The organism is Aeromonas sp. 97A (genome assembly GCF_051919185.1).
Lineage (GTDB): Bacteria > Pseudomonadota > Gammaproteobacteria > Enterobacterales > Aeromonadaceae > Aeromonas > Aeromonas veronii.
Genome location: NZ_JBQBFF010000001.1, coordinates 2,240,916 through 2,254,338, shown reverse-complemented (window position 1 = coordinate 2,254,338; position 13,423 = coordinate 2,240,916). Strand labels below are relative to the sequence as shown.

14 protein-coding genes are annotated in these 13,423 nt (G+C 58.9%); 6 read left to right on the top strand and 8 right to left on the bottom strand.

Annotated features, from left to right (window positions below):
- The first annotated feature begins 2 nt into the window (after positions 1–2).
- Both thrB and thrC read left to right on the top strand, forming a co-directional pair.
- Positions 3–998, top strand: a complete 996-nt coding sequence (thrB, locus tag ACTG27_RS09985) for a homoserine kinase (RefSeq protein WP_139411142.1) — start codon at positions 3–5, stop codon at positions 996–998.
- A complete protein-coding gene (thrC, locus tag ACTG27_RS09980; protein ID WP_439979606.1) occupies positions 995–2,269 on the top strand; it encodes a threonine synthase in 1,275 nt (424 codons plus the stop codon). Before thrB ends, thrC begins: the two co-directional genes overlap by 4 nt.
- A 172-nt stretch (positions 2,270–2,441) precedes the next feature.
- Here the strand turns inward: thrC and ACTG27_RS09975 are convergent, their stop codons facing one another.
- Entirely contained in the window at positions 2,442–3,275 is an 834-nt protein-coding gene (locus ACTG27_RS09975) for an EcsC family protein (protein ID WP_128836177.1), read from the bottom strand.
- A 562-nt stretch (positions 3,276–3,837) separates the two neighbouring features.
- Here ACTG27_RS09975 and ACTG27_RS09970 point away from each other — a divergent pair.
- On the top strand, positions 3,838–4,215 hold the full coding sequence (locus ACTG27_RS09970) for a hypothetical protein (RefSeq protein WP_005338113.1): 378 nt from the start codon (positions 3,838–3,840) through the stop codon (positions 4,213–4,215).
- Positions 4,216–4,441: 226 nt separating this feature from the next.
- Positions 4,442–5,023, top strand: a complete 582-nt coding sequence (locus ACTG27_RS09965) for a DUF1349 domain-containing protein (RefSeq protein ID WP_439979605.1) — start codon at positions 4,442–4,444, stop codon at positions 5,021–5,023.
- An 80-nt stretch (positions 5,024–5,103) separates the two neighbouring features.
- Here the strand turns inward: ACTG27_RS09965 and rimO are convergent, their stop codons facing one another.
- Positions 5,104–6,432 (bottom strand): 30S ribosomal protein S12 methylthiotransferase RimO, encoded by a 1,329-nt coding sequence (gene rimO, locus ACTG27_RS09960; protein WP_216958579.1) that lies wholly within the window; start codon positions 6,430–6,432, stop codon positions 5,104–5,106.
- Between the two features lie 292 nt (positions 6,433–6,724).
- On the opposite strand from rimO, the gene ACTG27_RS09955 reads away from it, so the two are divergent.
- The gene (locus ACTG27_RS09955) at positions 6,725–7,849 is read left to right on the top strand and encodes an HD-GYP domain-containing protein (protein ID WP_439979604.1); all 1,125 of its coding nucleotides are present in this window, start codon (positions 6,725–6,727) and stop codon (positions 7,847–7,849) included.
- Between the two features lie 167 nt (positions 7,850–8,016).
- On the opposite strand, the gene ACTG27_RS09950 is transcribed toward ACTG27_RS09955, so the two are convergent.
- The 6 genes from ACTG27_RS09950 to ACTG27_RS09925 all read right to left on the bottom strand — a co-directional run bounded on the left by ACTG27_RS09950 (position 8,017) and on the right by ACTG27_RS09925 (position 12,072).
- A complete protein-coding gene (locus tag ACTG27_RS09950; protein WP_005338109.1) occupies positions 8,017–8,202 on the bottom strand; it encodes a hypothetical protein in 186 nt (61 codons plus the stop codon).
- Between the two features lie 42 nt (positions 8,203–8,244).
- Entirely contained in the window at positions 8,245–8,868 is a 624-nt protein-coding gene (locus tag ACTG27_RS09945; protein ID WP_439979603.1) for a NifB/NifX family molybdenum-iron cluster-binding protein, read from the bottom strand.
- The gene (locus tag ACTG27_RS09940) at positions 8,865–9,179 is read right to left on the bottom strand and encodes a DUF134 domain-containing protein (protein WP_439979602.1); all 315 of its coding nucleotides are present in this window, start codon (positions 9,177–9,179) and stop codon (positions 8,865–8,867) included. Before ACTG27_RS09940 ends, ACTG27_RS09945 begins: the two co-directional genes overlap by 4 nt.
- A gap of 223 nt (positions 9,180–9,402) precedes the next feature.
- Positions 9,403–10,584: a dicarboxylate/amino acid:cation symporter gene (locus ACTG27_RS09935; protein WP_439979601.1), complete on the bottom strand. Its 1,182-nt coding sequence runs from the start codon at positions 10,582–10,584 to the stop codon at positions 9,403–9,405.
- A 192-nt stretch (positions 10,585–10,776) separates the two neighbouring features.
- Positions 10,777–11,328 (bottom strand): hypothetical protein, encoded by a 552-nt coding sequence (locus ACTG27_RS09930; RefSeq protein WP_439979600.1) that lies wholly within the window; start codon positions 11,326–11,328, stop codon positions 10,777–10,779.
- A 105-nt stretch (positions 11,329–11,433) separates the two neighbouring features.
- A complete protein-coding gene (locus ACTG27_RS09925; RefSeq protein WP_005359187.1) occupies positions 11,434–12,072 on the bottom strand; it encodes a TetR family transcriptional regulator in 639 nt (212 codons plus the stop codon).
- Positions 12,073–12,212: 140 nt separating this feature from the next.
- Here ACTG27_RS09925 and ACTG27_RS09920 point away from each other — a divergent pair, with 140 nt between their 5' ends.
- Positions 12,213–13,406: an efflux RND transporter periplasmic adaptor subunit gene (locus ACTG27_RS09920; RefSeq protein ID WP_439979599.1), complete on the top strand. Its 1,194-nt coding sequence runs from the start codon at positions 12,213–12,215 to the stop codon at positions 13,404–13,406.
- The last annotated feature ends 17 nt before the right edge of the window (positions 13,407–13,423 follow it).

Here is a 13,423-nt window from a genome sequence, read left to right as displayed (position 1 = left end):
GCATGAGTTCAGACATGTACCCCTCTTATATGACTGAAGGCGGCAGCGTCGTCGCCTATGCCCCCGCCTCCAGCGCCAACCTGAGCGTGGGATTCGATGTACTGGGGGCGGCGCTCGCCCCCGTTGATGGCTCCCTCTTGGGCGATCGGGTGCAGGTAAAAGCGGCTGACGTGCCGTTCGCCCTCTCATCCGTGGGCCGCTACGCCCACAAGCTGCCGGACGATCCGAAAAAGAATATCCTCCATGACTGCTGGGTCGCCTATGGCGAGGCGCTGGAGAAGCGCGGCCTTAAACTCAAGCCCCTCGAAATGGTGCTGGAGAAGAACTTGCCAGTGGGCTCGGGGCTGGGTTCCAGCGCCTGTAGCGTGGTGGCGGCGCTGGAGGGGCTCAACGCCTTTCACGGCGAGCCGCTCGACGAGCACGACATGCTGCTGCTGATGGGGGAGATGGAAGGCAAGATCTCCGGCTCCGTCCACTACGACAACGTGGCACCCTGTTATCTCGGCGGCATGCAGCTGGTGCTGGAAGAGCACGGCGTTATCAGTCAGGGTATTCCGGTGTTCGATCAGTGGTACTGGGTGGTCTGCTACCCGGGGACCGTGGTTTCGACCGCGGCTGCCCGCGCCATCTTGCCGGCCCAATATCGCCGTCAGGATTGCCTCACCTACGGTCGTCGCCTGGCTGCCTTTGTTCACGCCAGCTACACCGGACAGGAGGGGCTGGCCGCCAGCGTTTTGAAAGACGTGATTGCCGAACCCTACCGCGCGGCGCTGATCGAAGGCTTTGCCGAGGTGCGGGCGCAGGCGGCCCAGAACGGGGCGCTGGCTACCGGCATCTCCGGCTCCGGCCCCACCGTGTTTGTGGTGATGAAGGATCTAGCGCAGGCCGAGCGGATGAAGGATTGGATGGAAGCACATTTTGTGCAGAACGAAGATGGATTTGCCCGGGTCTGTAAACTGGACATGGCCGGGGCACGGGTAACAGGAAGCGAGCTATGAATCTCTACAACATCAAGGACAACAGCGAACAGGTGAGCTTCGCGCAGGCGGTGCGTCAGGGCTTGGGTCGCGAACAGGGGCTCTTCTTCCCCGAACAACTCGAACCGCTCGCCGATGTGGATGCCCTGCTGGATCTGCCGCTGGCCGAACGCTCTGCTCGCATCCTGAGCCACCTGCTGGGGGACGAAGTGCCCGCAGCGAAAGTGAGCGAGCTGATTAACGCCGCCTTCACCTTCCCGGCGCCGCTGGTGAAACTCAAGGATGGCACTTATGCCCTCGAACTGTTCCACGGCCCGACTCTGGCGTTCAAGGATTTCGGCGGCCGCTTTATGGCCCAGTGCCTCGCCGCCTTTAGAACCAACGACAAAATTACTATCCTCACCGCCACCTCCGGCGACACCGGCGCCGCCGTGGCCCACGCCTTCTACGGGCTGGAGGGGATCGAGGTGGTGATCCTCTATCCCAAGGGCAAGATCAGCCCCTTGCAGGAGAAGCTCTTCTGCACCCTCGGCGGCAATATCCGCACCATCGCCATCGACGGTGACTTCGATGCCTGTCAGGCGCTGGTAAAACAGGCCTTTGACGACGAAGCGCTGAAAAAGGCCATTGGCCTCAACTCCGCCAACTCCATCAATATCAGTCGTCTGCTGGCGCAGGTTTGCTACTACTTCGAGGCGGTGGCCCAGTTGCCGAAAGCCGATCGCGCCAAGGCGGTGATCAGCGTGCCGTCCGGCAACTTTGGCAACCTCACCGCAGGCCTTATCGCCAAGGCGCTGGGGCTGCCGGTGAAGCGCTTTATCGCTGCCACCAACGCCAACGACACCGTGCCGCGCTACCTGAAAACCGGTCAGTGGGAGCCGCACCAGACAGTGGCAACCCTGTCGAACGCCATGGATGTCAGCCGCCCCAACAACTGGCCGCGGGTAGAAGAGCTCTGCCGTCGCAAAGGCTGGGCGCTGGAGACCCTGGGTTCTGGCATGCGTGACGATGCCCAGACCCGCGCTGCGCTCAAACGGCTGCACCAGCTGGATTACCTCTGCGAACCCCACGGCGCCATTGCCTGGGATCTGTTGGGTGAACAGCTGGCCGGGGATGAAGTCGGCGTGTTCCTCTGCACCGCCCATCCCGCCAAGTTCAAGGAGTCGGTGGACGAAATCCTGAATCTGGATGTGCCGCTGCCCGGCCCGCTTGCCAAGCACGCCGAGCTGCCGCTGCTCTCCGTTAATTTGCCAGCGGAGTTTGCCCGGTTAAGGGAGTTTTTGGTGGGGTAAGCCGCCGAGCTGAGATAACCGATAGAAATAAAAATCCCCCAGTAACGGGGGATTTTTGTGGGTGAAAGTCGGAATCTAAAGGCAACTGGCAATATCACGAAATATTTGTATCGCGAGCGTCCGATTACGCTTCGCTAATCGAGCCTACGTGCTGCTCCTCTTGAAGCATTTGTTAGGCCATAGCAAGACTTGAAACTCTTGTATATTCAGCTTTCACCAGCTCAAAGCCATACTTATTTTCAAGCCGTTTAATAATAAAATGACCACGAGCCATATCTTGGTAATAGTCGGTGAACATTGCGTTTAATGTAGCTCCTGCAACAGCACCTATAATCGGTACTGCTTGTGCTGCCGCCTTTTCTGTGATGACCACACCGAACCTTGCAGCAATTTTTTCTATTAAAGAAGCTAGCCACTTCCCTGTTTGTGCTGGTGTTAATTTTTTAAATGCATTTGCTGATGCTTGTCTTGCAGCGATCTCTGCAAGTTCTTTGGACAGTATCTGCATAGCCTCAGCGGTAAAGCTTCTTGTTGCATAGTATGCAGTTTCGACAGCATCATCTCCCTCAGATGGCCCACCTAAGGCAAACACCTCTAGACAAGCCTGCTTCGTCTCTACTTTTTCTAAATCAAAACCTTCACTTCTCGCTATGTCAGCAACTGAACGAAGCATGATTGTCGTTGAAATTGGTAGTTCAATAGCTAGTGCAGTAAAGCCGAAAGCTCCACCTACAGCCCCAGAAACAGCAGCAAAAAGCTTATTTGTTTTAGTTGATGCTTCGCGATTTGGCTCATTGTTTAAGCTCCCCAGAGCCGCGTCTGCAGCCTTGTGAAGTGCTTTTTCTACTAGGTTATGAATTTGTTTTTCAGCACCTTTAGGAAGCTTACTCATCAAGTAATCTATTGGTTTTCCAACAACCTGAGTCATTTTTTCTGTGATTGTATCTTGCTCCAATAAATTTACTGCTTTCTCCAAATCTCTCATATCTTTTTCTTCAAAAATCATTTTAATAATCCTTATTTATATTAACCGAAATTTGGAACCGAAATTTTAAATTTGGGACACCCATCTTTTGGGTGAGGCGTAACGCCACCAAAACCCACGCTACTGCTCGTGGATTACAGCTTCCAATATGCTCCATAACCAGCGGGGGGCAGCAGCCCATCACTGATGAATAGGCACCTGATGGCTATGTTAAGCCAATCGAATCTGCTCTCACCAGTCAAAAAATGACGTAACTATCAGAAAAATCGCCTTTTTTGCGCTGGCTCAACAAATCGCACGGATCGGGCACTGGATTCCCATGGCCCTTGATTTTATTGGGGTTGGTGGGTGTGGGGTGGAATAGGGTAGCGGGCTTACCGTTGAAGAGGGGCTGGCGGGGGCAGTCCCGCTCCGGCAATCGGCGCTATAGTGCGGGCGATGGTTGCCCTGTGCTCCGTCTCCCAAGCTGGCGAGGTGGGGGGTCTGCGGCAACAATCAGCTGTTGCAATCACAGCCATTTGCAACACATCGTCATGCAAATATGACCATGCAAACACATCACCAGATAGAGAGGAGATCTCCCATGAAGCGTACCATCCTGTTCGGCCTGCTCTGCGGCAGCGTGCTGCTGGCCAATCCGGTCTTTGCCAACGACGCAGCCCAGTTGCAGTGCGAGGCGCAGGCCGCGGCCAAAAAGCTTAACGGTGCCGCCAAGACCAGCTTTGTCGGCAAGTGCGTGAAAGATGCTGCTGGCGCTGCGACCGGCGAGTGCGAGAAGGCGGCCGCCGACAAGAAGCTGGCCGGTGCGGCCAAGAACAGCTTTATCCAGAAGTGCGTGAAGACGGGCGCGGCAGTGGATCCGGCGGCCAAGTGCGAGAAGGCGGCGGCCGACAAGAAGCTGGCTGGCGCGGCCAAGAACAGCTTTGTCCAGAAGTGCGTGAAGGATAGCGCCGCCAAGTAAGGCATTTTCTCATCCGGTGTGTTTGCGGGGGGCCATCAGGCCCCCCGCGCTTTTTGGGGCGCACTGATGGCGCAACGCACAAACCTTGTATCGGGGCGGCAATAGCGACACTATTGACTCCTTTTATGGGTTCCGCAGAGGCGCAGCCATGACCAGTCGTGACCGGACGAGGCGTTGGCGAGCCCCATTTTTGCGGGATTATGCGCGATAAGGGAGCAAAGCAGGAATGATGGAAGGGATGGAATGGCGCTGGCTCAATGAGCCGGCCGAGTGGCACCAGACCAGCGATGGCTTGCAGGTGGTGACAGACCAGCAGACCGATTTTTGGCGCAGTACCTGGTATGGCTTCGAGCGCCACAGCGGCCATCTCTATGGTTGCGAGGTGGCGGGGGAGTTTACCTTTCAGGTCTGCGTCGAGGGGGAGTTCACCACCCTCTACGATCAGGCGGGGATGATGCTGCTACTAGACGAGGCGCACTGGCTGAAAGCGGGCATCGAGTACAACGATGCCCAGCCGATGATCGGCAGCGTGCTGACCAATCCGCGCTCTGACTGGGCCACCGGTATTTTCCCCGGCAATCCGCGCCGCTTCTGGCTGCGGCTGACCCGGCTGGCCGATTGCCTGCGTTTGCAATACTCCACCGATGGCAAGGTGTGGCCGCTGCTGCGCCTCGCCTCGTTCCCGCCAAGCGAGCGCTGTTTTATCGGGGTGATGTGCTGCACGCCGGAGCGGCAGGGGCTGGCGGTGCGCTTCTCTGACTTGCGCCTCACGCCGCCCCTTGGCAAGGCGCTCCATGATTTGAGCTAGGCCAGCGGTTTTGCCTGCGACATTCAGCCAATAAAAAAGCGCCCGCAGGCGCTTTTTTCATTTGGCTGGTAAGGCCTCAATTAGCTGATCAGGCTGGCCCACAGGTCATATTCGTCAGATTCGTCGATCCGCACCTTGACCATGTCCCCCGGCTTGAGGCTGGTTTCGCCGTTGAGGTAGACCAGACCGTCGATCTCCGGCGCATCGGCAAAAGAGCGGCCAGTGGCGCCCTCTTCGTCCACTTCGTCGATGATAACAGTCATCTCCTGACCCACTTTGCGAGCCAGTTTGCGGATGGAGACCTGCTGTTGCAGCTCCATAAAGCGCTGGAAGCGCTCTTCCTGAATCTCTTCCGGTACCGGATCCGGCAGCTCGTTGGCCAGCGCCCCTTCGACCGGGCTGTATTTGAAGCAGCCGACGCGATCCAGCTCCGCCTTGTCGATAAAGTCCAGCAGCATCTGGAAATCTTCCTCGGTCTCGCCCGGGAAGCCGACGATAAAGGTAGAGCGCAGGGTGATCTGTGGGCAGATCTCGCGCCACTTCTGGATCCGCTCCAGGGTGCGCTCGACGGTACCCGGGCGCTTCATCAGTTTCAGGATGCGCGGGCTGGCGTGCTGCAACGGAATATCGAGGTAGGGCAGTACCTTGCCATCGCGCATCAGCGGGATGACGTCATCCACGTGCGGGTAGGGGTAGACGTAGTGCAGGCGCACCCAGATGTCGAGCTTGGCCAGCTCTTCGCACAGGGCGACCATGCTGGTCTTGACCGGCATGCCGTCGTAGAAACCGGTGCGGTGCTTCACATCGACGCCGTAGGCGGAGGTGTCCTGGGAGATCACCAGCAGCTCCTTCACGCCCGCCTCTTTCAGGCGCTTGGCTTCTGCCAGCACGTCGCCGATGGGGCGGCTCACCAGATCACCACGCATGGAGGGGATGATGCAGAAGGTGCAGCGGTGGTTGCAGCCTTCGGAAATCTTCAGATAGGCGTAGTGGCGCGGGGTCAGCTTGACGCCGTGGGCCGGAACCAGACTGGTGAAGGGGTTGTGCTGCGGCTTCTCCACATATTTGTGGACGTGACCCAGCACCTCTTCATAGGCGTGGGGGCCGGTGATCTCGAGCACCTTGGGGTGGATCTCGCGGATCTGATTCTCTTTGGCGCCAAGGCAGCCAGTGACGATGACCTTGCCGTTCTCAGCCAGCGCTTCGCCGATCGCTTCCAGCGACTCTTGCACCGCGCTGTCGATAAAGCCGCAGGTGTTGACGACGACCAGCTCGGCATCGTCATAGCTGGGCACCACATCGTACCCTTCGGTACGCAGCTGGGTCAGGATGCGTTCTGAATCGACCAGGTTTTTGGGGCAACCCAAGGAGACGAATCCTACTTTGGGGGCCTGTTTTGTGTTGGACATCGCTCAATCACTCTTAGGTGGCTCTTCTTTAAGGGCGCGGATTTTACCGGAATGGTTAACCAAAAACTATACAGCCAGCATGGCAGAACCGAACAATATCTCCGACCAGGCAAGATTGGGCTGTACCAGCAGTCGTTGATGACGCGCCCTTGGTAGGGCTATTGCCTCTGCCATGCAGGCTTGTTGTGGGGAAGCTGCTTTGTTGATTTTTCTGTCAATTTTGACGCTGTGGCGGGGAGAGCGTCAAAGGGAGTTACTATACTTCCATCACGGGGTCCCGTTGGAGAAGGCGATGGAAAGTTCATTTGGCGAAAAAATGCAGAGCGTACATGCCACGCTCAGGCAGCGCTTTGACAAGCTGAGTCGGGTGGCCATCGCGATTTACGATCCCCATACCGATCAGCTCAAGACCTTTGCCCACAGCACCGAGGGGCCCTCGCCACTGGTGCAGTATGAGGTGAAGCTGAGCGATGTTCCCTCCCTGAGTTATCTGGCGGAGCACAAGCAGCCCCGGGTGCTCGGCAATCTGGATGCCCTGCGTGGCTCGGCGTCGGAGCACAGCCGCAAGGTACTGGAGGCGGGTTATGCCTCCAGCTATACCGAGCCGCTGCTCTTCAACAGCAAGCTGTTTGGTTTTCTGTTTTGCGATGCCATGGAGCCGGGATACTTCGAGGAGCCGATCCGCAGCGAGCTGCCGGCCTATGCCCAGGCGCTCTCGGCCATCATTGCGGTGGAGTTTTTCTCCATCCAGACCCTTGGCGGCGCGCTGACCACGGCGCGGGAGTTCAGCCGTTATCGGGATGAGGAGACCGCCAACCATCTGCACCGGATGTCGGCCTACTCCCGGCTGATCGCCAAGACGCTGGCCCCGACTTGCGGGCTGAGCGATGAGGAGGTGGAGTTTATCTACCTCTTCTCCGAGCTGCACGACATCGGCAAGATCGCGGTGCCGGACGCCATTTTACTCAAGCCGGGCAAGCTGACGCCGGAAGAGTTCGAGATCATGAAGATCCACCCCGGCAAGGGGCGGGAGATGATCAGCCTGATGATCAACGAGTTTGGTCTCGATGGCATTCATCACACTGACATGCTGACCAATATCATCGCCAGCCATCACGAACGCTTTGACGGCACCGGCTATCCGCTGGGGCTGGCGGGGGAGGCGATCCCGCTGGCGGCGCGCATCGTGACGGTGGCCGATGTGTTTGATGCCCTTACCAGCGAGCGCCCCTACAAGAAGGCATGGCCGTTCGAGACGGCGTTTGCCTATCTGGAGGAGCATGCCGGCAGCCAGTTTGATCCCGCCTGTGTCGCCGCAGCCCTGCACAACAAGGCCGAGTTTTATGCCATCTATCAGCAGTATCAGGATCCGGCCTGCTCTGCGAGTGTGCCGGCCAGCGGCGCAGAGCCGGGTTGAGCGTGTGTGATGAGCTTAAGGGGCAATACGGCGGATCATGCATGAATGGAAAGCGTAACAAGGGAGGGGGCACCAGCAGGTGCCCCCTCCCTTTTATGCGCCTTTTCTATTTCACGCGCCCTTATTTTGCCGACCTTATCTCTGCGGCTATGGCGGCTGCGGTCAGGTTACTTTTTGGGCGTCGGCTCGCTGATCTGATAGAGGTGATCCGCGCAGGCACTGGAGCAGCCACAGGGGCGCACCTCTTTATCTTCCCGTTTCTGGGCAAGCTGATATTGGCGCCACCAGATGATGGTGCCCATGGCCAGGATCAGCACAAACGAGGCGAGCAGGCTCAACAACCAGATGGACATGATCTCTTCTCCTTGATGGTGATGACATGCACGGCGATGGCATCAGTGATGATGGCAGCAACCGCCCTGCTGGTTGGCGCCTTCACTGCCGTGGCAACAAGTATGGCCTTGTCGTGAGCTCTCTGCCTGATTGCCACTACTGGCGCAACAGTGATCGGAGCCACTGTTGCAACCACCATGACAATGGCTATGACTCTGACTCTGACTCTGACTCTGACTCTGACTCTGACTCTGACTCTGGCCTGCGCCGACGGGCTGGATGGCACGGATCGCAGATTTGCTCTGATGACGGCGAGACGGACGCCCCTGACTGGCCTCGGTTAGAGGTTGCAGATTAGCGGGGGCCAGCAGCGCGGGCAGCGGCAGGCGGGCAGAGCGGCACTGCAGCACCCGGATATTGACCGCCAGCAGGCGACCCAGCATCCGCTCGCCGATATTGCGCACCACCACCTGACCCACCTGATGATGGGTGAGGGCGTCGAGCAGCGCTTGCTTGCCGTGGCAGCCTTCGGCGGCGGCCGGGTTAGCCAGGGTGGCGATAACGTTCCCTTCGGGGTTAAGAATTTGCAGCTGCTCGGCACGGGTAAAGTGGCCAGCCAGCAACCCCTGACTCAGCATCAGGGCGCTGTTGCTGGGGTTGGTGGTCATGGTTGTGACAGCATTCATGTCGGCTCTTCTCCACTGGTTGGGTGGTCGGGCTCGGCGGGTTGCATCATCAATGCCTTGCCCAGACTCAGGCACTCCACCACCTTGTAGCGCCCATTTTTCAGGATATTGGCCAGGGTCTGGCGGGAGACCCCCATCACCTGGGCGGCCTCCTGCTGCTGCATTCCTTGAAGGTCGACGAGGCGCAGTGCCTCGAACTCGTCAGGGGCCAGCGTGACCTGTTCCAGCTGATGCATGGGGCGGCCGTTGGGTTTGAAGCAGCTGTTGGCGGGGCGGCCACAGATCTGGCGGGCAATCTTGGGTCTTGGCATGGTGGCTCCTAATTGGCATAAGCCATTTATACGCTCATATGTGGCATATGCCAATAATTTTGTCGGGTGTAGAGAGCTGCGCGAATGCTGTTTACGGCAGAGAGGGGTAAAGAGGGGGAGGAGGAATACTAACAAAAGCAGTGAAGGGGACAGAAACGATGCAGGCCCGAACATGGTTCGGGCCTGCGGTTTTGCAGAGGATGGTCGGGCTATCCCGGCGAGCTTACGCCTGTTCGGCCTCGGCCACTGGAGCTGCGCTCTCGCTACCGTTGGCGAAGCGATCCGCCCACAGGGCAATCACGCCGTCACCGGTGACGTTGCAGGCGGTGCCGAAGCTGTCTTGCGCCAGATAGAGGGCGATCATCAGGGCGATGGAGGCTTCACCAAACCCCAGCATGGAGGTGAGCAGGCCCAGCGCCGACATCACGCCACCACCCGGCGCGCCCGGTGCGGCGATCATGATCACCCCCAGCATCATGATGAAGGGGAGCATGGTCTCGATGCCCGGAATGGCCAGATGCTCGGAGAGGAACATCACCGCGGTGGCACAGGTGACCAGGGTAATGGTGGAGCCACAGAGGTGAATGGTGGCACACAGGGGCACGGTAAAGTTGGCGATGCCGTCGCTCACCCCGTTGTTCTTGCTCGATTGCAGGGCTACCGGAATGGTGGCTGCGCTCGACATGGTACCCAGCGCGGTGAAGTAGGCGGGCAGCATGTTCTTGATGAGCTGGGTCGGTGAGCGGCCAAGGGCCAGACCGGTGCCGATAAACAGCACGGAGAGCCAGATCCAGTGCATCAGGATCGCCATCACCAGCACCACGCCAAAGGTTTTCAGGGTAGCGAATACGGTGCCTTCCACCGTCATCTCGACAAAGACGCCCGCGATATAGAACGGCAGCAGCGGGATGATCACCTTGGCCAGCAGGCGGTCGATGATGTCACGGCCCTGATCGGCGACCCGGCGAAGATCGGTGGCCTGGGTGGCGCTGATCCCGATGCCGAACACGAAGGCAGCGGCCAGTGCCGACATCACGCCAAACAGCGGCGGGATCTCCAGATTGACGTAGGAAGCAAGCTTGATAGCCGTGGCCGTGGTGGGCTCGGCGGCGGTGGTGAACTGCGGGATCAGGTGGCTCGCCACGGTAAAGGCGAACAGCCCCGCCAGAATGGTGGAGCAGTAGGAGAGGGCCACGGTTTTGCCCAGCAGCTTGCCGGAGTTTTTCGGCAGGCTGGCGATGCCGCTCATGATAAAGAACAGAATGATGAGCGGAATGGTGAAGGTGATCAGCTGACCTATCACTGTCTTGGCCGTAAACAGCACGCGCGCCACCCACTCAGGGGCGTAGAGACCGAGCAAGAGACCGGCAAGGATGCCAGCAATGAGTTTCAGGACAAGTTTCATAAGGAAATCCGGAGTTGGTTGTATTGTCTGTTTTGTTATTAAAATTTGATATTAATCACACTTTTTAACACGTAAGCCGTGTTATGTCTGCCTTTTCTGCGTTAACGCCGAGTTAAATATTGTAGAAAGCCAGGATCGCCGACTAGCTGCCGGCTTGGCGTTGAACGGGAAAATCCGTGATGAATTAGCCCGTTAGGTGGCCTGATGATCGCCACGCAGTAACATGACGTACTGGCTGGCGTGTTGACTTGAGGAATCTGATGTACTGGCTGATACGGCTTCCATCGGCGCCAGTTGCAGCGCTATCCCGGATGTGGTGACCAGTTGCTGTAGCTGATGGTGACTTATCTTGCCGCTTGGGGGCAGGGGGAAGCAGAGCGGAGCACCCGCTTTGAGCAGGGTCGCCAGCTGTTGCAACTGGGGGGCAAGGGTGGCCACGTCGCTATCAAGCGGGCGGCTCAGCCAGATGCCATCGTAAGGGAGCACCGAGTGCATTTTCGCCAGCGGGCAGACCCGCACCGCTTGTCCGGATTGCTGTGAGGCAACTCTGGCGTCAGCCAGCACAGCTTCACAGGCGGTGACCACATACCCTTCTGCACGCAGCCAGCACAGATCCTCCCCCGTACCGCATTGACCATTGAGCAGGTGAGCACCGGGTTTGAGACGTGCCACAAAGGCCGCTCGAGCGCGGGCATGCTGGTCGTTCAAGGGCCGGGAAGCGGGGATGGCGTCAGAGTGTGGCACAGGGGTTACCTCAAGCAGGGGGTGCACAGGGTAACAAATCGGGGCCTGACTGCCAAAACGCGCGGTCAGGCCCCGATTTGGATGGGTGGGAGTTGCCGGAGCCGGTTAGCGGCCGCAGGCAGGCCCGTGGGGCTGGGCCAGCATGGTGAACATGCTCTCTATCATAAAGGCGGATTCGCCCTGCAGGTCGATCCGCCCCGGAAAGTGGAGCCAGTTGATGATGTAGCCATCCAGGGTGCAGTGGAGCAGGGTGGCGGCGCGCTGCAGGTTGAGGTTGGCGGGCAGTTGGCCCCGCCGTACCGCATTGGCCAGGGTGGTCTCCAGGTCCCGAAAGAAGTTGGCGGACTGGCTGCGGATATGTTCGCGCAGTGAGATGGCTTCCCCCTCCAGCGATTCGAGATTGAACAAGATGGTGAACATCTGCCGCTGGGCCGGATTGTGAATGAAGCTGTGGAGCACCCCTTCGAAGAAGAGGCGCAGTTGCCCCAGCGGATCCGGCTCATCTGGATTGAGGCAGGCATCGAGCTGGTGGGCGAGGGGGCTGCAGAGCTCCTGCCAGAGCGAAATGAAGAGTTCATCCTTGTTCTTGAAGTGCCAATAGATGGCCCCGCGGGTCAGGTCTGCCGCCCTGGCGATGTCGGTCAGGCTGGTCTTGGCCAGGCCCTGAGAGCAGAACAGATCCAGCGCCGTGCTCATGATGTGGCAGCGGGTTTGCTGCGCCTCTTCTTTGGTTCGTCTGGCCATCGAAATTTGTGCCTCATGCAAGCAAAAAGTCACTTACATACATTTATGAATGTATGTATATTGCCTCATCTTTCGACTATTTACCAACAGGGCCCATGCGGCCCTGATTGTTCATTGACTGGCAAAGGCTCAGGTGTTTCATGCATAAACATATTCTTGCTCGTTCAGTTGGTCTTGCCTTGCTGGCTACAGGCTTGCTGGCAGGTTGTGGTGACAAGGGGGGCGCACCCCAGGGACAGGGCGACATGCCCCCCGCGGCGGTCAACGTGGTGACCCTGCAGAGCGGTCCGCTGATGTTGACCACCGAGTTGACCGGCCGCAGCGCCCCGTTGCGGGTGGCCGAAGTGCGTCCGCAGGTGAGCGGCATCATCCTAAAGCGCCTCTTTACCGAGGGAAGCGATGTGAAGGCGGGCGACCTGCTCTATCAGATCGACCCGGCTGTCTATCAGGCGGCAGTCGCCAGCGCCAAGGCCAATCTGGCCAAGGCCGAGGCCAACGAGCAGAGTGCCCGCCTCAAGGCGCAGCGCTATCAGGAGCTGCTCAAGGTCAAATCCATCAGCCGTCAGGACTATGACGACGCCGACGCCAGCTGGAAGCAGGCCAAGGCCGAGATCATGGCGAGCAAGGCGGCCCTGCGCACTGCCGAGATCAATCTCGGTTACACCCGCATCACCGCCCCCATCAGTGGCCGCATCGGTAAATCCGCGGTGACCGAGGGGGCGCTGGTGACTGCCCAGCAGGCTGACAGCTTGACTGCCATTCAGCAGCTCGATCCCATGTATGTGGATGTGCGTCAGTCCACGGCCGATCTGCTGCGCCTCAAGCGACTGGTCGCCGAGGGCAAGCTGACTCAGGACGAGCAGAAGGGGGCCAAGGTGACCTTCCAGCTGGAAGATGGCTCCACTTATGGCGAAGAGGGCTCGCTGCAGTTCTCCGATGTGACCGTGGACGAGACCTCCGGCATGGTGACCCTGCGGGTGATTGTACCCAACCCTCACCAGCTGCTGCTGCCCGGCATGTTTATGCGCGCCACCCTGCAAGAGGGTGAGCGGGCGCAAGGGCTGCTGGTGCCGCAAACTGCCGTGACTCGCACCCCCAACGGCGGCGCCACCGTGATGGTGGTAACCGCTGACAATAAGGTGGAGCTGCGCAACGTGCAACTGAGCCGGGTCGTCGGCAGCAACTGGGTGGTGGAGTCAGGGCTCACCTCCGGCGAGCGGGTGATCGTGGCTGGTTTGCAGAAAGTACGACCGGGCGCCGTGGTTAATCCCGCTGAGCAGGGCGCCGATGCGCAGTCTGCTCAGGCTGCGTCCAGCACCCCGGCCAACAAGTAGGATGGAGTAATCGCCTC

Bases quoted from the DNA above. Each gene is read 5' to 3' on its own strand.
- ACTG27_RS09975 (WP_128836177.1), bottom strand. From the start codon at position 3,275: ATGATTTTTGAAGAAAAAGATATGAGAGATTTGGAGAAAGCAGTAAAT.
- ACTG27_RS09965 (WP_439979605.1), top strand. From the start codon at position 4,442: ATGATGGAAGGGATGGAATGGCGCTGGCTCAATGAGCCGGCCGAGTGG.
- ACTG27_RS09945 (WP_439979603.1), bottom strand. From the start codon at position 8,868: ATGAATGCTGTCACAACCATGACCACCAACCCCAGCAACAGCGCCCTG.
- ACTG27_RS09920 (WP_439979599.1), top strand. From the start codon at position 12,213: ATGCATAAACATATTCTTGCTCGTTCAGTTGGTCTTGCCTTGCTGGCT.
- ACTG27_RS09940 (WP_439979602.1), bottom strand. From the start codon at position 9,179: ATGCCAAGACCCAAGATTGCCCGCCAGATCTGTGGCCGCCCCGCCAAC.
- rimO (WP_216958579.1), bottom strand. From the start codon at position 6,432: ATGTCCAACACAAAACAGGCCCCCAAAGTAGGATTCGTCTCCTTGGGT.
- ACTG27_RS09935 (WP_439979601.1), bottom strand. From the start codon at position 10,584: ATGAAACTTGTCCTGAAACTCATTGCTGGCATCCTTGCCGGTCTCTTG.
- ACTG27_RS09950 (WP_005338109.1), bottom strand. From the start codon at position 8,202: ATGTCCATCTGGTTGTTGAGCCTGCTCGCCTCGTTTGTGCTGATCCTG.
- ACTG27_RS09970 (WP_005338113.1), top strand. From the start codon at position 3,838: ATGAAGCGTACCATCCTGTTCGGCCTGCTCTGCGGCAGCGTGCTGCTG.
- ACTG27_RS09925 (WP_005359187.1), bottom strand. From the start codon at position 12,072: ATGGCCAGACGAACCAAAGAAGAGGCGCAGCAAACCCGCTGCCACATC.
- thrC (WP_439979606.1), top strand. From the start codon at position 995: ATGAATCTCTACAACATCAAGGACAACAGCGAACAGGTGAGCTTCGCG.
- thrB (WP_139411142.1), top strand. From the start codon at position 3: ATGAGTTCAGACATGTACCCCTCTTATATGACTGAAGGCGGCAGCGTC.
- ACTG27_RS09955 (WP_439979604.1), top strand. From the start codon at position 6,725: ATGGAAAGTTCATTTGGCGAAAAAATGCAGAGCGTACATGCCACGCTC.